Raw genomic sequence first — 20,436 nt, 5'->3', positions numbered from 1 at the left:
TTTTAAATGAAAAGAATAATTGTATTATGTTTAGGCATGCTTATTTTGTTAGCAGCATGCGGTAGTAAAGTAGATGGTACATATAAAAATGATGAAATGAGCATTAAAGCAAGTAAAGATAGTGATCGTGCAACTTTACATCTAAAATCACTAGAAAATGATGGTGGTATTTTTGGTGTAGAAAAGAATGATGGTAATGTTGAAGGGCGAATTGACAAAGATAAAAAAACAATGACGTTTGAAGTGCAGGATGAAACAATGAAATTTGATTATAAAGTTAAAGGGGATAAACTCATATTAATTAATCCAGATAAAGATGATGAAAAAATTGAATTGAAAAAAGAGTAATTTAATTTTTGAGATTGCATATTTTATACTGAATTTCTAATTGAAAGGTGTAAACAGTATGAAGAAAATAATGGCGATTACGCTTACGATGCTTTTTATATTAACAGCGTGTAGTAATCAAATCTATGGTAAATACAAAGTGGAAGACAATGGCGGGACGATAGAAATTAAGAAAAACAATAAGGTTGAGGTTTCTAATGAAAATGAAAAAGAAGTCTTACACGGTAAAATAAATAAAGATGATAAAATCATAACATTATATTATGAAAATCATCCTATGAAAATTGATTATAAGCTAGAAGATGATACATTAAAATTAAAGTTAAAGGCTGGTTCTGATGAAGAAGTTGCCAAAGCGAAAAAAGTAAAATAATGATTATATATAACACCCGTTAAAATCATGTTTAGATTTTAACGGGTATTAATATTATTGTTTGATTTTCTCGAATTTTGCTTCACTATCATCGGGTTTTTCATCTGTTTTTTCTAATGCGTAAACCGCTTTTTTACCAACTTTTAAATAACCAGTTGAGCCACCTAAATTAATTTTGGCAAGATCTTTATGTTCTTTATCATCTTTTATTGATCCTTCTGCAGTTTCACCTTCAGTTGTGACTTTGAGAGATTCACCTTTTATAGTGATAATATCACCATTCTCATTTTGCCATTTACCTTCCGCCTTTTTAGTAGGGCTACTTGAACAAGCTACTAATAAGACACTAAAAATTGAAACGATTACTAAAATCTTTTTCATAAAGCTCAACCTCCTTATTGATTGCTATCATTTTATCAAAAAATCAAAATATTGTGTATAATATATTTTGTATAATTTGTTATAAATAGATTAGTGTAAAATATCATAATTACTTTTATTTCAATGTGAATTTTAACAGAAGTGTTCTTCTATCAAATTTAAAAAAACAAAAAACTTGAAAAGTTCATAATTAGCATGAAAATGCAATTTTATTTATCTATTGATTCTGATACAATATGTAAGGATATAAGTTGATATGACAGTGATTTACATCATTTTTCATACATATACAAAATTACAAATTAAATGATAAATTTGAGAAATTGAAAATTGTCATTTATCATCCAACAAAAATAAAGGGGGAGTGTTACATGTTTAAATTTTTTCAGAATTTAGGTCGTTCACTGATGTTACCAGTGGCAGTATTACCAGCAGCAGCGATTATAGTTGGTATAGGTAACGCGCTAAACGTTTTACATGCCTTACCTCAAGTGGCTCAATTCTTTGTTGCCGTAGGTACTACTATTCTTGAGCAATTAGGCATATTATTTGCTATAGGTGTAGCCATTGGTATGGCTAAGAAGAATGATGGTGCAGTCGCATTAGCATCAGCATTAGGCTTCTTTGTAGTAACCAAAGTGTTATCACCAGATAAATTAGCGCCTATCTTGCATGTTAAGCCATCATCATTAGGTGAAGCATTCGACAAGATGGATAACGGCAACGTATTTGTAGGTATCATTATTGGTCTTATTGCGGCGTATACTTATAATCGATTTAGTGAAACAGAGTTACCACTCGCATTATCATTTTTCAGTGGTAAACGTCTGGTACCTATACTAACCGCATTTTTCTGTACATTTATAGCAGTTATTTTATTATTTGTATGGCCAGTTGTTTATAATGCTATTGTGACATTTGGTACTTGGATTGTAGGTATGGGGCCATTTGGCGCATTTATTTATGGTGTAGCCAACCGTTTATTAATTCCAACGGGTTTACATCATGCATTAAACACAGTATTTTGGTTTGATACAGTTGGAATCAATGATATTGGTAAATTCCAAACAGGTAAAGATGCTGTACATGGTATTACAGGTCGGTACCAAGCAGGGTTCTTTCCAATTATGATGTTTGGTATGCCTGCAGCAGCTTTAGCAATGTACCATACAGCTAAAACATCTCAACAAAAACAAGTATATGGTTGGTTCTTAGGAAGTGCGATAGCTGCCTTTTTCGTAGGTGTTACAGAGCCAATTGAATTTGCATTTATGTTTGTTGCACCTATATTATATGTTATTCACGCATTGTTAACTGGATTATCATTATTTATTGCTGCTACTTTTCATTGGACAGCTGGATTTTCATTTAGTGCAGGACTCATAGATTACATATTATCTCTAATAAATCCAGTAGCTAATCAACCATTAATGTTATTAGTACAAGGTATTGTATTCTTCATTTTATATTATGTTATCTTTAGATTTGTCATACAGTTCTTTAATTTAAATACCATTGGACGAGGTGACAATGAATTAGTTGATCCAACTGATGAGGATGCGATTGAAAAGGAAAGTGCTGATACTAAGCAAAGTAATGGAAGTAAATATAGTAAATCAGCTTCACAAATTCTTGATGGTTTGGGTGGCGCTCAAAACATTACTACTTTGACAAATTGTGCAACAAGACTAAGATTAGAGCTTGAAGATAACTCAATCATCGATGAACAGAAAATTAAAAGTGCAGGTGCTGTTGGTGTCACTAAGAGTGGTAAACATTCAACTCAAGTCATCATTGGTACTCATGTACAACAAGTCGCAGACGAAATAGAAAAACAAATCGAATCATAATATTTTTAATAGGGTAGGGCAAATTCATAATTTGAATTTGCTCTATTTATTTACAACATGTATATTATATAGTATCAGAATTTTCTGAAAGGGAGTTTATAGATGAAGTCAGTATTGTTTGATGTAGATGGTGTTTTTTTAAGTGAAGAACGTTGCTTTGATGTTTCAGCTTTGACTGTCTATGAATTACTAATGGATCAAAGTTATTTAGGATTGAAACCTGATATAGATTTAAGTCTTCTTGAAAATGAAGATATTGATCGAATTAGAGCAGATATATTCGTCAACGATGACGTTTTAAAAAAGTTGAAGTCACTCGGTTTAAACTCAAATTGGGACATGTTATATATTGTCTTTAGTTTACATTATATTCAGATATTAAAAGCATTACCATCTGATGAAGTAGAAAAGATACTTCAGTCTCAACAAATTAATGGAGAACAGTTACAACATATAGGTCAATTGATAAAATCTAATTATCAAATTGATTACCAATTGCCACTTAAATTTTTAGAACATGTTCAAAGCGGAAAGTCTAATATTTTCTCTCGATTACAAGAGTATGCGAGAAATGAATTAAATACGAACAATGTATCATACTTTGATTTTAAAAGTCCGCTTTGGAATTTAACACAATCTATATATCAAGAATGGTATTTAGGGTCAACATTGTTTAAAGTAGTTGGAGGTCATGCACCGTACAAGCAAAATAAAAGTGGTTTTATTCATCAAGAAATTTTAATACGTCCTATTAAAGAGATTCAAGATCTACTCAATGATTTGAAAGCTAGTGGCTATCAAATTGCGATTGCTACAGGTAGACCAAGAACGGAAACACTCGTGCCATTTCAAACACTGAATCTACTTTCATATTTTGATGAAAAGCACATTGTGACAGCAAGCGAAGTGTTAAAAGCTGAAACTATGTTTGCTGAATATAAACCTTTAGGAAAGCCAAATCCGTTTAGTTATATAGCAACATTAAGTGGTAATAAGAAAGATGAATACTTCAAATATATAACACATCAAAATAATATAGTTAAAAAAGAGGAAGTATTTATTGTAGGTGATTCATTAGCGGATTTATTAAGTGCAAAGAAAATAGGTGCTACATTTATAGGAACTTTAACTGGACTAAAAGGTGAACAGGCTAAGACAGAATTAGAAAATAACGATGCCGATTATATTGTTAATCATGTGGGAAATATCCGCGACATATTATTATAAAAAAAGCTACAGAATATATGAGAGATGTTATGATGTCATCAATCACATATTTTGTAGCTTTTATTGATTTAAAGTGTTAGTTTAGTACTTATAATTTTATTGAATGGTATCGCATTGTTAAGTTCAGTAACAAGGGTTTGTGATGCTGGTTGGTCAATAGATAGTATCATTAATGCTTGACCACCTTCAATTGTTCTACCTAAAGTCATTGAACCAATATTAATACCGTTATCTCCTAATAAATTACCTGTTTTACCAACTATACCTGGTTGGTCATTGTGACATGTAACGATTTGATACTGATTAGGTTTGAAATCTAAAGAGAAATTATTGATTCTAACAATTCTTGGGCCAAAACCGTACAATACCGTACCACCAATTTTAATTGTGTCTTTATCATTTGATAATGACAATTCAATATAGTTACTAAAACCTGATTCGTTTTTATTTTTTTCAATTTGATAGGTTACATCTTGCTGATTTAATAAAGCTAAAGCATTGATAATATTGACTTCATCTCCAAAGTCTTCTTTTAAAATATTAGATACTATGGTTCTTGATATTAGGCTTGTATCAATTTTTGCTACATCTCCGCCATAAGTAATCGTTACTTCACTCGGTGCACCTTCTAAGAGTTGGATACCAAATTCCCCAATTGTAGTGGCTAATGATAAGTAATCTTTTACATTTTGGTCAACCTCATTCATATCCATTTTAGGTGCGTTGACTGCATGTTCGACAGTCCCTTTAGTTAATATATCAATGATTTCATTTGAAACAGAGACAGCTACTTTTTCTTGTGCTTCAACAGTTGATGCACCTAAATGTGGTGTCACTATAATTTTATCATGTTTAATTAATGGCGAATCTAAAGGGGGTTCATGCTCAAATACATCTATGGCAGCTCTTGAAATTTGAGCATGGTCTAAAGCATTGATAAGTGCATCTTCATCAATTATCCCACCTCGGGCTACATTGATTATTTGTAAATTAGGTTTCGCTTTTTTAAAGAAGTTATCTCCGACAATACCTTTTGTTTTAGGTGTTAAAGGCGTATGGACGGTTACAAAATCTGACTTTGAAGCAATCTCATCTACAGTAGCCAATTGAATATCTAATGATTTGGCTTTGTCTTCCGTTAAATATGGGTCAAAGGCCAATATTTGCATTCCAAAACTTTGTGCACGTTTTGCTACACCTAAACCAATACGTCCAGCACCAATAATACCTAATGTTTTCTTATACAATTCTGTGCCACGAAACGCTTTTCTATTCCACTCTCCAGCTTTTAGAGATTGATGCGCTTGTGGAATATTTCTAGCCATAGCCAAAATCATTGCGATGGAATGTTCAGTTGCTGAGATGGTATTGCCATCCGGTGCATTGATGACTAGTATACCTTTTAATGTCGCAGCTTCAATATTTATATTATCTACGCCAACACCTGCTCTAGCAATTACTTTTAAATTTGATGCAGCTTCAATAATTTGGTCAGTAACTTGTGTTTGACTTCTCACGATTAACCCTTCATAGTCAGGAATTATATTTACCAATGTCTCTTCTGTTAAATCAGTTTGAATATCGACGTCAAAGTCAGGATGTTCTAATAAACTTTTAATACCTTCATCTGAAATAGGATCCGAAACTAAAATTTTATGACTCATGCTGTATTACCTCCATAAATTTTGATACACCTGTACCAATATAATTTGAGTTTCTATATTCAGTAAGAATAAGTTCTAATGCGGAAACAACGGATAGAATATCAAATGGGGAGACTTTACCCATATGACCAATTCTAAGTATTTCTCCTTTAAGATGCCCTTGACCACCTGCAATAGTAATATTAAATCTAGATTTAAGTTGATTTTTAATTATTGTCAATTCATCTTTGGAATTTGGAATAAATGCTGTAACGGTAGGGGAAGCAACTTCATCTTTTTTAACTAATACGTCGAGGTCTAGTGCTTTAAGAGCATGTCGTAACGCATCTCGAATAATATAATGACGTTGAATAACATGGTTCAAACCTTCATGCTTAACTAAGTCAACATATGTATTCACACCTCTAAATAATGAAACATTTGGTGTAAAAGGAGTAGAGTGTTTAGTAGATGAATCTATATATTTGTTTAAATCAAGATAAAATCTTGGTGTTGTAACTTCTTTGAATCTTGATTTCGCTCTAGTGCTATAAGCGACAAAAGCTAAACCTGGTGGTAACATAATTGCTTTTTGACTACCTGACACTAAAACATCAATATGGTCTTTGACCAAGTCAACATCGACGGTACCAATACAACTTACGCCATCAACTATAAAATAGATATCTGAATCATAAGATTTAATTTCTCGTCCAAGTACATGGATAGGGTGTAATACACCAGTAGATGTTTCACAAAATTGGGTAAAAATAGCAGTGACTTTGACATTTAAACTTTTAAGAAAATCTAAAAATGAATTAACATTGACTGCTTCGCCCCAAGAAACGTCATAGACGTGGATATTTTTATAATAAGTCTCAGCTATTTGTTTGAATCGATTGCCAAAGGCGCCTGAAACAATAATGACGATATGATCCTCAGGATTAGCGATATTTAACATACTTGCTTCTAATACACTCGTACCACTAGATGTTAATATTAAGACATCATTTTGGGCACCGAATATTGGTTTTAAGCCACTATAAGCATCTTCAGCAATCACTTCAAAATCCGAAGAACGATGGCCTACCATAGGTAATTGAATTTGGGACATAATTTCATCGGGTACTGGGGTTGGTCCTGGTGTAAGTAAAAGGGGTTGATAATAATGCATAAGTCATTCCTCCAAGTGTAATATTGAACCATTTTAACAAATATTCTGAAAATTTAAAAGGTTAAATAAATCGCTGTCAGATTTAAGCAATGATTTTCATCAATCTGACAGCTTTATAGTTATTTTATAATTGGTTCAATGTGAACTATGACGTTGTTTTTAATCGAGTTAGAAATCATACAATTATTATCAGCAATTTTTAATAATTTTGGTAATCGCTTTTCTAAATTGTCTTTATCTTTGTCTGCTACTTTGATTTCTGGATAATGTGTAATGGATGTCATTTTGAATTTTGCATTTTCAAATACAGCATTGCCGATGGATTGCTGTGTAATTGAAATGTCTTTATAACCAGCTCTTTCAAGTGTTGCTGCCAAGGAAATAATATAGCAAGATGATGCTGCGCTAACTAATAGTTCGTCAGGATTGGTACCCACACCAGTACCTTCTAAAGAGGCTGGAATAGATATTTGTTCATTAATCACGTCGCCAGTTACTTGACCAACTTCATTTCTACCACCTTGCCAAGTGGTTTGAACTTTAAAGTCATGTTGGACCATTTAGATTGACCTCCTGTGTCATTATGGTAATTTAAGTTTAGAATATTATTAATCAGATTAAAAGAAAGGTGACTTTCATGTCGAATGAACATTCAAATCCATCATATCAATTAATTGCTCATCGTGGTTTACCACAAGACTATCCTGAAAATACATTAATAGGCTACCAACATGCTTTCGCATTACCTATAGATATGTTAGAAATTGACATACATTATACTAAGGATAAGCAACTTGTTGTCATTCACGACGATACGATAGATCGTACATCTAATGGTAAAGGTAAAGTTAAAGATTATACATTAGAAGAATTAAAAAAATTGGATTTTGGTTCTTATCATCAGGGTCATTTTGAAGGCGAACAAATTCCAACATTTGATGAAGTATTAGATTTACATTCTCGAAGTTCAAAAAAATTACTAATTGAAATTAAAAAGCCAAGCCAATATCCGGGCATTGAAAAGATGATTGTAGATCAACTTAAAGAGAAACAAGTTCCAACACATAAGGTAATCTTGCAATCTTTTGATTTTGACAGTGTCAGTAAATTAGCGCATATGAATGTGCCTTATGAACTAGGTGTGTTAATAAGTAAGAAAAAATATTGGTATAAATCACCAGATTTTAAAGCGATTGCAAAAATTGCTAACTATATTAATCCTAATTATAGCATTGTTAACAAACATTTTATGGAAAAAGCACATGCTGAGCATTTAAAAGTGATGCCATATACAGTTAATGATTCTAAAGAAGCAAGAAAACTCATAGACCTAAATATTGATGGCATTATTACGGATATACCAGACCGATTATAAAGATAAATCACTATAGAAAAGGAGGGAGTGGGATAGAAATTATAAAGAACCACTAATCATTTATGATGTAGTGGTTCTTACGCATTAGCCACAGCTAATGTGTACTTTAAAATAGGAATACATGAGTGAAACTCATGCATAAGAAATACTAATTTCTAAAGAAAAAGTATTTCTTTATCGTTATCCATCCCCAACTTGCATTGTCTGTAGATTTTCTTTTCGAAATTCTATATGTTTGGGGCCCGTCCCCCCGGCAAGGTTGACTAGAAAGGAAAATACTTATTATAAGTGCTTTTTCATTTCAGTCAACTAAAGCCTAAATATAAATGTAACTTGACGTATATATCTATGTCCCAGCCTGTAATTATTTATGGAAATAAAAAAACACCCAATCTCCAAAGAGAAAGGGTGAAGAATATAAACATATTATCTTGAGTAGTACTCAACGATTAATTGTTCATTGATTTCAGCTGGTAACTCGCTACGTTCAGGGAAACGAACGAAAGTTCCTTTTAAGCTGTCTGCATCAAAGTTTAAATATTCAGGAACAAAGTTGTTGATTTCAACAGACTCAGTAATGATATTTAATTTTTGAGATTTTTCACGAACAGCGATTTCTTGACCAGGTTTTAATGAATATGATGGGATGTCTACGCGACGGCCATCAACTTCGATGTGACCATGGTTAACTAATTGACGTGCTTGACGACGTGTACGTGCTAAACCTAATGAGTAAACTACTGCGTCTAAACGACTAGCAAGTAAAATCATGAAGTTTTCACCGTGTACACCGTATTGTTTAGCAGCGATGTCAAATGTGTTACGGAATTGACGTTCTGTCATTCCATATAAGTAACGTAATTTTTGTTTTTCACGTAATTGTAAACCATATTCTGATAATTTTTTACGTTGATTTGGACCATGTTGTCCTGGAGCGTAAGGACGTTTTTCTAATTCTTTACCTGTACCGCTTAAAGAAATACCTAAGCGACGAGATTTTTTCCAGTTTGAACCTCTGAATCGAGCCATAATAAGACTCCTCCTTTTTCTTTTTTGTTGTTATGAATAAACAAAAAAGAGTGTTATATGCTTATTAAGATATGTTGTTTTATGTGTCTTCACCTTATAGCGACAGTTACACGGCACGTCCGCATTGGGAACAACATAGCGCTCAATAATATACAACTGCTATTTTCGTTAATTCACACAAACTTCATTGTAACAGTTTATGCGTAAGAGTCAATACTTTTAATTCAACTATTTAATTTGGTTTTCTATTATCGAAACAACTTTTTCCAATTCTTTGCGGTCTTCATTATTAAATCTATTTTTAATTGGCGCATCAATATCTAAAACACCAATAATTTCATTGGCCTTATGTATTGGAATGACAATTTCTGAATTACTATTGGCATCACATGCTATGTGTCCAGGAAATTGGTGGACATCTTTTACAACTTGTGTTTCATTATTAGAGACTGCTGTACCACAAACGCCTTTACCAATTTGTATATGGACACAAGCAGGGTGTCCTTGGAAAGGACCTAAGATGAGTTCGTTATTTTCAATTAAGTAAAAACCAACCCAATTAACTTGGTCTAAGTGATCATTGAGAAGTGCAGATGTGTTACTCAATATCGCTATTAAATTTGATTCATCCTCTATTAAGCTAATGAGTTGTTTTTGTAGTAAGTCATAATTTGTGTTTTTGATGTCTGACATATTGTCTCCCCTTAACCGTTATTTTATATAAGTATAAGGTGTTTAAAATATTCTATCAATAAATACATTTTCTGATTTAATGAAAAGACAAATTACGTTATAATATAGAGTGATAACATAGGAGGAGAAGTATATATGGTGTTATATATCATTTTAGCAATAATAGTTATTATATTGATTGCTGTGGGTATCATGTTCTACTTGCGATCGAATAAACGACAGCTCGTTGAAAAAGCTGAAGAACGTAAATTAGATATTGAAAAATTACCTTTTGATCAAAATATTAAAAAATTATCTAGTTTAAACCTAAAAGGTGAAACTAAAACGAAGTACGATGCAATGAAGAAAGACAACTTAGAAAATACTAATCAATACTTAGCTCCTGTCGAGGAAAAAATTCACAACGCTGAAGAACTTTTAGATAAGTTTAACTTTTCAGGTGCTCAAGCAGAAATTGATGATGCGCATGAATTAATGGATCAATACGAAGCAAGTTATAATAATCAAGTTTCACAAGTGGATGAAATAGTTGCATTACATAAAGATAACGAAGCATTATATGAAAAATGTAAAGTAGATCATCGTGAAATGAAACGAGATATATTAGCTAATCGTCACCAATATGGTGAAGCAGCTGGTCCATTAGAATCAGAAATTGAAAACTTTGAACCAAAGTTATCTCAATACGAAGTTTTAAAAGCTGACGGAAATTATGTTCAAGCGCATAACCATATTTCAGCTTTACATGAAGAAATGCAACAATTAAAAGAATATATGGAAGAAATACCAGAATTAATTCGTGAAGCTCAAAAGGAACTTCCTGGTCAATTCCAAGATTTAAAATATGGTTGTAGAGATTTAAAAGTCGAAGGCTATGATTTAGATCATGTTAAAGTAGATGGTACTGTTCAAAGCCTTAAAACAGAATTGAGTTTCGTAGAACCAATGATTAGTAGATTAGAATTAAATGAAGCGAATGACAAACTTGAATATATCAATGATAAGTTAGATGAAATGTATGACTTAATCGAACATGAAGTTAAGGCAAAGAATGAAGTTGAAGAAACTAAAGATGTTATCACTGATGACTTATTCAAAGCCAAAGACATGAATTATACATTGAAAACAGAAATTGAATATGTTCGTGAGAATTACTATATTAATGAATCAGATGTTCAAAGCGTAAGACAGTTTGAAAATGAAATTCAAAATCTTATCTCAGTATATGATGAGATTCTTAAAGAAATGTCTAAGTCGGCTGTTAGATATAGTGAAGTACAAGATAATTTACAATATTTAGAAGATCATGTAAGTGTGATTAATGAAAAGCAAGATAAATTACAAAATCATTTAATTCAATTACGTGAAGACGAAGCTGAGGCAGAAGATAACTTATTGCGCGTACAATCTAAAAAAGAAGAGGTTTATCGACGCTTATTAGCTTCTAACTTAACTAGCGTGCCAGAACGATTCATTATTATGAAGAATGAAATCGATTATGAAGTACGTGAAGTTGATGAACAATTTAGTCAAAGACCAATTCACGTCAAACAATTAAAAGATAAAGTTGCTAAAATCGTCATTCAAATGAATACATTTGAAGATGAAGCGAACGATGTATTAATTAATGCAGTTTATGCTGAAAAGCTAATTCAATATGGTAACAGATACCGTAAAGATCACCAAAGTGTTGATAAAAGCTTAAATGAAGCAGAACGTTTATTTAAAAACAATCGTTATAAGCGTTCTATTGAAATTTCAGAACAAGCACTTGAAAGTGTAGAACCTGGTATTACGAAACATATTGAAGAGCAAGTAATTAAATCAAAACGATTTTAATTAATAATAAGACATGGTTTCCATTTAATTGGAAGTCATGTCTTTTATTTTTACAAAAAAATAGTATAATGCATGAGTATGCTTATTTAGAAATGCTTTTTAATAGTTAAATAACGAAAAATATAATTAAACTGAATAAATAATTACTCATAGTAGTCTAAGTATAGAAATATACTATATCAATGATATTTGACAGTAGTATATAAAATTAGCTAAGTAAAAAATGTAGAAAGTGAAGTGTTATCAGTGATTTATTTAGATAATGCAGCAACAACCAAAGTAGATCCTAGTGTTTTGAATTCCTTTGTAAAGGTTAATGAGACACTTTATTATAATCCTAATAGTCCTCATCAGGCTGGCTTACAAGCAGAAAAATTGTTGCAACAAGCGAAAGAACAAATTAATCAAGCACTAAGATTAAATCACTCATATGATATTATTTTTACAAGTGGTGCTACAGAATCTAATAATATGGCGTTAAAAGGAATAGCTTATCGCAAAAAAGATACAGCCAATGAAATCATAACCTCTGTATTAGAACACCCTTCAGTATTAGAAGTAGTGAGATATTTAGCTGAAAAAGAAGGTTTTGTATTAAAATATGTCAATGTTCAATCAAATGGGCAGATAGATATCGAGCATTTGAAGTCCATAATGAATGAACGGGTAGGCCTTGTAACATGTATGTATGTCAATAATATTATGGGGCAGATTCAACCAATACAACAAATTGTCAATGTACTAAAAGATTACCCTAAAGCGCACTTTCATGTAGATGCGGTACAAGCTTTAGGAAAAATACCGTTCAATATAGAAGGTATTGATAGTTTGAGTTTAAGTGGTCATAAATTTAACGGTTTAAAAGGACAAGGACTTTTGATCACTAGAACAGCACATAATATCGAGCCCATTATACATGGTGGAGGTCAAGAATATGGCGTTCGCAGTGGTACAGTTAATTTACCAATGGCAGTATCAATGGCAAAAGCGATTAATAATGCTATGAAACAGACAGATGAATTGCATCAAAGATTGTCTTCTTACCAACAACAAATTAGAGCCATGGTTCTAACATACCCTGGTATTAAAATTAATTCTCCTGAAGATGCTGCACCACAAATCATCAATTTAGGATTTCCTGGTGTTAAAGGGGAAGTTTTAGTCAATGCGTTCTCAAAACAAGATATTATGGTATCTACTACGAGCGCTTGCTCTTCTAAAAGGGGTAAACTCAATGAAGTATTGCTTGCAATGGGTATTTCTGACCGACAAATTGAAGGAAGTATTAGAATATCAATGGGACAGATGACTACACAAAAAGATATCGATAACTTTAAAGATAAATTTGAAATTATATATGAAGAAGTGAAGGAGTTGTTGAAGTAATGAGATATGACCACTTAATAGTTAGATATGGTGAGTTAACACTTAAAGGTTCAAACCGTAAAAAATTTGTGAATCAATTAAAAACTAATGTGACACGAGCTTTGAAGCCTTTAGAAGGATTCCATATTAAAGGTAAAAGAGATCGTATGTACATAGAGTTGTTCGAAGAAGCGGATATTGATGAAATCATACATCGATTATCTAAAGTGTATGGTATTAAATCAATCAGTCCGGTATTGAAAACAGAAAAGAATGATCAAGCCATGGCTAATGTCGCTGTGCAATTAGCGCAATCATTTGATCATGGTTCAACATTTAAAATTGACGTTAAGCGATCAGATAAGTCTTATCCTAAAGATACTTATGAGCTACAGCGAGAAATTGGTGGAGCAGTATTAAAAAATGTGGAAGGACTAACAGTAGATGTGAGACAACCACAACATGAAATTCGTGTAGAAGTGCGTTTAGATGCAATCTATATTTATGTGGAAGTCATTCAAGGATCCGGAGGTTTACCAGTTGGTACAGGCGGTAAAACGCTTTTGATGTTATCTGGAGGAATTGATTCACCTGTTGCAGGTATGGAAGTAATGAAACGTGGTGTGACAATTGAAGCGATACATTTCCATAGTCCGCCATTTACGAGTGAAAAAGCTAAAGATAAAGTTATAGAACTGACACGTATAATGTCTGAACGTGTTGGTCCAATTAAATTACACATCGTGCCTTTTACAGATTTACAAAAACAAATCAATAAGTCAGTACATCCAAGATATACGATGACTTCCACTCGTCGATTAATGATGAGAGTGGCTGATCAATTAGTGCATAAAATTGGCGCTTTAGGTATCGTCAATGGTGAAAACCTTGGACAAGTTGCAAGTCAAACACTCAATAGCATGTATGCGATAAATCACGTTACATCAACGCCAGTGTTACGCCCTTTATTAACGCTTGATAAGGAAGATATTGTGAAAAAGGCTAAAGAAATTGGTACTTTCGAAGTTTCCATTCAACCTTATGAAGATTGTTGTACCATTTTCACCCCTAAAAACCCAGTAACAGAACCAGACTTTGATAAAGTTGTAGAATACGAAAGTGTATTTAACTTTGATAGTATGGTGGATGAAGCTGTCGAAAACATTGAAACAATTATGGTAGATAAAAATTATAAATCTGAAAAAGATAAATCAACTGATGCTTTAATGGAAGATTTATTCTAATAAATAATCGCAAAGGGGTCATGACATGGAATGGGATATATATGTCATATTGATTATTGTTTTGTTTGGATTTTTAGCATCATTTATTGATTCAGTCGTAGGTGGTGGAGGATTAATTTCTACTCCTGCACTACTAGCAATTGGATTGCCACCTGCAGTAGCACTAGGAACAAATAAATTAGCAAGTTCATTTGGGACACTGACAAGCACCATCAAGTTTATTAGATCAGGTAATGTTGATTTGAAAATAGTATCAAAACTGTTTCCGTTTGTCCTTATAGCATCTTTAGCTGGTGCTTATTTAGCAACACTATTACCTGCACAACTTTTAAAACCATTAATTATTATTGCATTGTCATTAGTATTTATTTATACCTTAGTAAAAAAAGATTGGGGTTCAGTTAGGACGTTCACCACTTTCACACGAATGAAAGCCATTATGTTTGTCATGGCATATCTTATTATTGGTTTCTATGATGGATTTATTGGTGGTGGTACAGGGTCATTCATGTTATTTGTATTACTTATGTTTGGATTTGGCTTTTTAAGTGCAGCAGGCAATGCTAAAGTACTCAATTTCGCATCCAATATAGGGGCTTTAATCTTATTTATGATATTAGGACAAGTTGATTATTTTTATGGACTAATAATGGCAGTCAGTATGATCATAGGTTCATATGTGGGTGCACAATTCGCCATAAGTAAAGGTGTGGGTTATGTTAAATTGTTATTTATAACAGTCACTGCACTATTGATACTTAAAAATGCATATGACTACTTATTACCTTTTTTTACAAATTAATATAATTAAAATGAAAGCAAATCTTTATTGAAGTAGATGGACTTAAACGTAAGTACTATCAATTCATAATAAGATTTGCTTTTTGAATAAATCGAATGTTCCTTAGTAAAAATATTTAACACTATATATAACGAATTTTTAAGATATAAAAGTTTAAAATTGAATTTGGTCATATTGATGTCGTATGATATTAATGAATGAAAAATATAAATAGGAGGTCATATATATGACTGAAATTACATTTAAAAATAACCCAGTAACATTATCAGGACAACAAGTGAATGAGGGAGATGTTGCACCTAATTTCACAGTATTAGATAACGATTTAAATCAAAAATCTTTAGATGACTATGCTAATAAGAAAAAATTGATCAGTGTAGTACCATCTATTGATACTGGTGTATGTGATCAACAAACACGTAAGTTTAATGAAGAAGCATCACAAGAAGATGGTGTTGTATTAACAATTTCAGTTGACCTACCATTTGCACAAAAAAGATGGTGTGCATCTAATGGTTTAGATAATGTGGTAACATTAAGTGACCATAGAGATTTATCATTCGGTGAAAACTTTGGTGTGGTGATGGAAGGCATGCGATTATTAGCTCGTTCAGTATTCGTACTAGATCAAGACAACAAAGTGGTATATAAAGAAATTGTAAGTGAAGGTACAAACTTCCCAGATTTCGAAAAAGCCTTAGAAGCATACAAAAATTTATAACTATTTGTCTAAAGATGGAAACTTTTAGATAGTAGTGTGAGAAATAAGCATCCATTGTTTTTTACAAGTGATAATATGACATCAACTGATTTCACTATGAAAGCGATGGATGCTTTTTATAGAGAGGGATTTAAATGGCAGAAGAAAATACGATTATGGAAAGATTATTCCATCACTTAGATGAAAAAGCTAAAACTTTAAACCAAGAAAATGGACAAAGTTTTATAGAAAATCTAGGGTTAGCAATGGAAGATATCTATACTAATCAACGAGAAATGTTAGAACAAGCTACTCTTCAAGATAGAAGAAAAGCATTCCAATTTGCATATTTAAGTTTAATGCAAGAAGAAAATATACAGGCTAATCATCAAATCACACCAGATTCAATTGGTTTAATTTTAGGTTTCTTAGTTCAACGATTTACACAAGATAATGACGAGTTGCATGTGGTTGATATTGCAAGTGGTGCAGGTCACTTAAGTGCTGCTGTTAAAGAAGTGTTAACTGAGACAACAATTATGCATCATCTTATTGAAGTGGATCCAGTGCTTTCTAGAGTGAGCGTTCACCTTGCAAACTACCTAGAAATACCTTTCGATGTATATCCACAAGATGCTATTATGCCACTACCATTAGAAGAATCTGATATTGTAATTGGTGATTTGCCTATTGGTTATTATCCAGTAGATGACCGTAGTAAAGAAATGAAACTAGGTTTCAAAGAGGGGCATAGTTACTCCCATTACTTGCTTATTGAACAAGCTGTTAATGCATTAAAAGGGGCAGGATATGCATTTTTAGTTGTTCCAAGCGAGTTATTCTCAGGAGAACATGTGAAACAGTTAGAAAAATTCATTACTACAGAAACGGAAATGCAAGCATTTTTAAATCTACCATCTACGTTATTTAAAAATGAAAAAGCGCGTAAATCTATACTGATATTACAGAAGAAAAAAGCAGATGTAACAAAACCAGTTGAAGTATTCCTAGCGAATATTCCTGATTTTAAAAACCCACAACAATTCCAAGGTTTTATAACTGAATTAAATCAATGGATGGACACAAATCATACAAAAAAATAATCTGTAACAGTATAGAATTCAAACTGTATTAATGATAAAATAAAATGTGAAAAATATAACTAAACAAATGATGGAGGACAAAATCTTATGTCAAAATTAATTTTGGCGATTAATGCTGGTAGTTCATCTTTGAAATTCCAGCTTATTAGAATGCCTGAAGAAAAAACAGTAACAAAAGGCGTAGTAGAAAGAATTGGTATGGACGATTCTATTTTTACAATTCTTGTTGAAGGGGAAAAATTAACTGAAGTCAGAGATATTAAAGATCATGAAGAAGCAGTTAACTTGATGTTAGAGAAATTTAAAGAACATCATATTATCGAAGATATCAATGAGATTCAAGGTACTGGTCACCGAGTTGTACACGGTGGTGAAACATTCCCTAAATCAGTAGTTGTTACTGATGAAGTTGAACAACAAATTGAGGCATTGAGTGAATTAGCACCATTGCATAACCCTGCTAACTTAATGGGTATTAGAGCATTTAGAAAGCTATTACCTGAAATCCCACATGTTGCAGTTTTTGATACATCATTCCACCAAACCATGCCAGAACAAGCATATTTATATAGTTTACCTTATCGTTATTATGAAGATTATGGTATTCGTAAATATGGTTTCCATGGTACAAGTCATAAATATGTATCACGACGTGCGGCTGAAATATTAGGTAAACCTATTGAAGATTTACGTATTATTTCATGTCATATTGGTAACGGAGCTTCAATCGCAGCTATTGATGGAGGAGAATCAATTGATACATCAATGGGATTCACACCATTAGCAGGTGTAACTATGGGTACACGTTCAGGTAACCTAGATCCAGCATTAATTCCATATATTATGGAAAAAACTGGTAAAAATGCAGATGAAGTTCTTAATATCTTAAATAAAGAATCTGGTTTATTAGGTATCACTGGTACATCTAGTGACTTACGTGACTTAACTGAAGAAGCTAAACATGGTCGTCACAGAGCACGTGTAGCACTTGATTTATTTGCCTCTAAAATCCATAAATACATTGGTTCATATGCTGCAAGAATGCATGGTGTTGATGTCATTGTATTTACTGCAGGAATAGGTGAAAACTCTCATATTATTCGTGGTAAAGTATTAGAAGGCTTAGAATTTATGGGTGTTTATTGGGATCCTAAGAAAAATGAAAACCTCCATGGTGAAGAAGGTGATATTAACTACCCACATTCACCTGTTAAAGTTCTTGTAGTACCAACAGATGAAGAAGTAATGATATCTAGAGATGTCATCAAATATGGTGGTTTAGAAACTGAAGAAACATCTTCAGAAGAAAATGTTGAATCAAAATAATATAGTGAATGAGAGGAGCGACAATGTCGTTCCTTTTTTAGTTTATAGAGATAACTTTATTTAGATAAATTAATTATGAAATAAAGTAATAACAATTTTCTACAGAATATAAAAAAGCCAGCAAATGTAATCATTTGCTGGCGTAATAATGATAATTTTATTATCAATTAATTTGAATATCTTTCACGTAATTGTGGTGTAGCAACTTGTGGTTGGAAATCATTTGGCATTTCTTCAGTTCTTACGACTAGCACATCACATGGTGCGTGTCTAACAATGGCTTCAGAAACTGAGCCTACGATAAAACGCTCAACTGCATTAAGACCTGAAGTACCACTCATAATTAAGTCTGCACCAACTTCAGGTGCGATTTTTTTAGGGATAATTGCTTTTGGTGAACCGAATTCTAAACGCGTTTCAACGTTTGTAACACCAGCATTTGTCGCAACTTCTTTATAACCATTCAATAATTCTTCTGAGAAGTGCTTAGATTTTTCAGTAAATTGAGCATCATATACCTCATAAGAAGAATAAGTTCTTGAATCAATGACATTCACAATTGTAAGTTTGGCATCGTTACGTTTAGCAACGCCAACTGCTTTATTAAATGCCCATTCTGCTTCGTGTGAACCGTCGACTGCGATTAAAATATTTTTGTAAGTAATCATCGTCAGTACCCCTTTCGTCTTTTCTTACTTATATATTACCACATTTTTCAGAAAATATTACTTTAAAAATTAACATTTTTGTGTATTTTTGTAGGCGCTTTCATTTGTATTTTAGTAGGCTTTCGCGTTACTATAATAGAGGAGGTGTGTGGAATGAAAATAGGTATTCCTAAAGAGATAAAAAACAATGAAAACAGAGTAAGTCTATCACCGAGTGGTGTACATGCCTTGGTTGAACAAGGACACACTGTTTTAGTAGAAACTAATGCTGGAATGGGCTCATACTTTGAAGATATAGATTATAAAGAAGCAGGGGCTGACATTGTTTCAGAAGCATCACAAGTTTGGGATGTTGATATGGTCGTTAAAGTTAAAGAACCATTAGAAGAAGAATATCAATATTTCAAAGAAGGTTTAATTTTATTCACTTATCTACATTTAGCAAATGAAGAAAAATTAACACAAGCGCTTGTAGATAATAAAGTGATTGGTATTGCCTATGAAACTGTACAATTACCAGATCGTTCATTACCATTGTTGAGTCCGATGAGTGAAGTTGCAGGTAGAATGGCAACACAAATCGGTGCTGAATTTTTACAAAAGTTTAATGGCGGTATGGGTATCTTACTTGGAGGCGTGCCAGGTGTGCCTAAAGGTAAGGTGACAATTATTGGTGGTGGCCAAGCAGGCACAAATGCAGCAAAAATTGCATTAGGTTTAGGCGCAGATGTCACTGTATTAGACGTTAATCCTAAACGTCTACAAGAATTAGATGATCTGTTTGATGGAAGAGTACATACTATTATGTCAAACCCATTAAATATTGAAATGTATGTTAAAGAAAGTGATTTAGTTATAGGTGCAGTATTAATTCCAGGCGCTAAAGCACCAAATCTTGTAACAGAAGATATGATTAAACAAATGAAAAATGGTTCTGTAATTGTAGATATTGCAATTGACCAGGGTGGAATTTTTGAAACTACAGACAAAATTTCAACTCATGATGATCCAACTTACATTAAGCATGACGTTGTTCATTATGCAGTTGCTAATATGCCTGGTGCAGTACCACGTACATCTACATTAGCATTAAATAATGCTACATTACCTTTTGCTCAGATATTAGCAAACAAAGGCTATAGAGAGGCATTTAAATCTAACCATGCTTTATCTTTAGGATTAAATACGTACAAAGGTCATGTAACACATCAAGGCGTTGCAGAAGCATTTAATATGAAATACACATCTGTTGAAGATGCCTTAAAATAATTTAAAATCATCAATATATAAATAACA

20 protein-coding genes are annotated in these 20,436 nt (G+C 32.4%); 13 read left to right on the top strand and 7 right to left on the bottom strand.

Annotation, left to right across the window (positions count from 1 at the left end):
* Window positions 1–6: 6 nt before the first annotated feature.
* Together ACJQQZ_RS05695 and ACJQQZ_RS05690 are read left to right on the top strand one after the other, a co-directional pair.
* Window positions 7–348, top strand: coding sequence for a hypothetical protein (locus ACJQQZ_RS05695; RefSeq protein WP_124227851.1), 342 nt, complete (start codon window positions 7–9; stop codon window positions 346–348).
* 58 nt (window positions 349–406) lie between these two features.
* On the top strand, window positions 407–721 hold the full coding sequence (locus tag ACJQQZ_RS05690) for a hypothetical protein (protein ID WP_145506618.1): 315 nt from the start codon (window positions 407–409) through the stop codon (window positions 719–721).
* 54 nt (window positions 722–775) lie between these two features.
* Here ACJQQZ_RS05690 and ACJQQZ_RS05685 read toward each other — a convergent pair whose 3' ends face one another.
* Complete coding sequence (locus ACJQQZ_RS05685; RefSeq protein WP_124227849.1) at window positions 776–1,102, bottom strand: DUF2147 domain-containing protein; 327 nt, start codon at window positions 1,100–1,102, stop codon at window positions 776–778.
* 371 nt (window positions 1,103–1,473) lie between these two features.
* Between ACJQQZ_RS05685 and nagE the strand changes: the two genes are divergently transcribed.
* Window positions 1,474–2,952 (top strand): N-acetylglucosamine-specific PTS transporter subunit IIBC, encoded by a 1,479-nt coding sequence (gene nagE, locus ACJQQZ_RS05680; RefSeq protein ID WP_124227848.1) that lies wholly within the window; start codon window positions 1,474–1,476, stop codon window positions 2,950–2,952.
* 102 nt (window positions 2,953–3,054) lie between these two features.
* A complete protein-coding gene (locus ACJQQZ_RS05675) occupies window positions 3,055–4,179 on the top strand; it encodes an HAD family hydrolase (protein WP_124227847.1) in 1,125 nt (374 codons plus the stop codon).
* Window positions 4,180–4,247: 68 nt separating this feature from the next.
* On the opposite strand, the gene serA is transcribed toward ACJQQZ_RS05675, so the two are convergent.
* From serA to ACJQQZ_RS05660, 3 genes are all read right to left on the bottom strand, one after another.
* Complete coding sequence (serA, locus tag ACJQQZ_RS05670; RefSeq protein ID WP_145506614.1) at window positions 4,248–5,843, bottom strand: phosphoglycerate dehydrogenase; 1,596 nt, start codon at window positions 5,841–5,843, stop codon at window positions 4,248–4,250.
* The gene (locus ACJQQZ_RS05665) at window positions 5,833–6,996 is read right to left on the bottom strand and encodes a pyridoxal-phosphate-dependent aminotransferase family protein (RefSeq protein WP_408023093.1); all 1,164 of its coding nucleotides are present in this window, start codon (window positions 6,994–6,996) and stop codon (window positions 5,833–5,835) included. The genes serA and ACJQQZ_RS05665 overlap by 11 nt, the downstream gene beginning before the upstream one ends.
* Before the next feature lie 119 nt (window positions 6,997–7,115).
* Window positions 7,116–7,556: an OsmC family protein gene (locus tag ACJQQZ_RS05660; RefSeq protein WP_002452193.1), complete on the bottom strand. Its 441-nt coding sequence runs from the start codon at window positions 7,554–7,556 to the stop codon at window positions 7,116–7,118.
* A 77-nt stretch (window positions 7,557–7,633) separates the two neighbouring features.
* Between ACJQQZ_RS05660 and ACJQQZ_RS05655 the strand changes: the two genes are divergently transcribed.
* The gene (locus ACJQQZ_RS05655) at window positions 7,634–8,371 is read left to right on the top strand and encodes a glycerophosphodiester phosphodiesterase (RefSeq protein ID WP_124227844.1); all 738 of its coding nucleotides are present in this window, start codon (window positions 7,634–7,636) and stop codon (window positions 8,369–8,371) included.
* Between the two features lie 426 nt (window positions 8,372–8,797).
* Here ACJQQZ_RS05655 and rpsD read toward each other — a convergent pair whose 3' ends face one another.
* The gene (rpsD, locus tag ACJQQZ_RS05650; RefSeq protein WP_002467124.1) at window positions 8,798–9,400 is read right to left on the bottom strand and encodes a 30S ribosomal protein S4; all 603 of its coding nucleotides are present in this window, start codon (window positions 9,398–9,400) and stop codon (window positions 8,798–8,800) included.
* Between the two features lie 228 nt (window positions 9,401–9,628).
* A complete protein-coding gene (locus tag ACJQQZ_RS05645) occupies window positions 9,629–10,093 on the bottom strand; it encodes a GAF domain-containing protein (protein ID WP_002452196.1) in 465 nt (154 codons plus the stop codon).
* A gap of 135 nt (window positions 10,094–10,228) precedes the next feature.
* Between ACJQQZ_RS05645 and ezrA the strand changes: the two genes are divergently transcribed.
* The 7 genes from ezrA (at window position 10,229) to ACJQQZ_RS05610 (ending at window position 18,472) form a co-directional block, all read left to right on the top strand.
* A complete protein-coding gene (gene ezrA / locus ACJQQZ_RS05640; protein WP_145506610.1) occupies window positions 10,229–11,932 on the top strand; it encodes a septation ring formation regulator EzrA in 1,704 nt (567 codons plus the stop codon).
* A 246-nt stretch (window positions 11,933–12,178) separates the two neighbouring features.
* A complete protein-coding gene (locus tag ACJQQZ_RS05635; protein ID WP_124227842.1) occupies window positions 12,179–13,318 on the top strand; it encodes a cysteine desulfurase family protein in 1,140 nt (379 codons plus the stop codon).
* Window positions 13,318–14,541, top strand: coding sequence for a tRNA uracil 4-sulfurtransferase ThiI (gene thiI, locus ACJQQZ_RS05630; protein ID WP_145506607.1), 1,224 nt, complete (start codon window positions 13,318–13,320; stop codon window positions 14,539–14,541). The genes ACJQQZ_RS05635 and thiI overlap by 1 nt, the downstream gene beginning before the upstream one ends.
* A 25-nt stretch (window positions 14,542–14,566) precedes the next feature.
* Window positions 14,567–15,343: a TSUP family transporter gene (locus ACJQQZ_RS05625; protein WP_124227840.1), complete on the top strand. Its 777-nt coding sequence runs from the start codon at window positions 14,567–14,569 to the stop codon at window positions 15,341–15,343.
* Between the two features lie 226 nt (window positions 15,344–15,569).
* Window positions 15,570–16,064, top strand: a complete 495-nt coding sequence (tpx, locus tag ACJQQZ_RS05620) for a thiol peroxidase (RefSeq protein ID WP_002452201.1) — start codon at window positions 15,570–15,572, stop codon at window positions 16,062–16,064.
* Window positions 16,065–16,198: 134 nt separating this feature from the next.
* Window positions 16,199–17,146 (top strand): class I SAM-dependent methyltransferase, encoded by a 948-nt coding sequence (locus tag ACJQQZ_RS05615; RefSeq protein ID WP_002452202.1) that lies wholly within the window; start codon window positions 16,199–16,201, stop codon window positions 17,144–17,146.
* 87 nt (window positions 17,147–17,233) lie between these two features.
* On the top strand, window positions 17,234–18,472 hold the full coding sequence (locus ACJQQZ_RS05610) for an acetate kinase (RefSeq protein ID WP_002452203.1): 1,239 nt from the start codon (window positions 17,234–17,236) through the stop codon (window positions 18,470–18,472).
* A gap of 167 nt (window positions 18,473–18,639) precedes the next feature.
* Here ACJQQZ_RS05610 and ACJQQZ_RS05605 read toward each other — a convergent pair whose 3' ends face one another.
* The gene (locus ACJQQZ_RS05605) at window positions 18,640–19,140 is read right to left on the bottom strand and encodes a universal stress protein (RefSeq protein WP_002452204.1); all 501 of its coding nucleotides are present in this window, start codon (window positions 19,138–19,140) and stop codon (window positions 18,640–18,642) included.
* 153 nt (window positions 19,141–19,293) lie between these two features.
* Here ACJQQZ_RS05605 and ald point away from each other — a divergent pair, with 153 nt between their 5' ends.
* Window positions 19,294–20,409: an alanine dehydrogenase gene (gene ald / locus ACJQQZ_RS05600; RefSeq protein ID WP_124227838.1), complete on the top strand. Its 1,116-nt coding sequence runs from the start codon at window positions 19,294–19,296 to the stop codon at window positions 20,407–20,409.
* Window positions 20,410–20,436 lie beyond the last annotated feature (27 nt).

Source organism: Staphylococcus sp. KUGN1 (assembly GCF_045984185.1).
Taxonomy (GTDB): domain Bacteria; phylum Bacillota; class Bacilli; order Staphylococcales; family Staphylococcaceae; genus Staphylococcus; species Staphylococcus warneri_A.
Note: the sequence above shows the minus strand (reverse complement) of the source record. Positions and strands in the feature narration are given on the sequence as shown.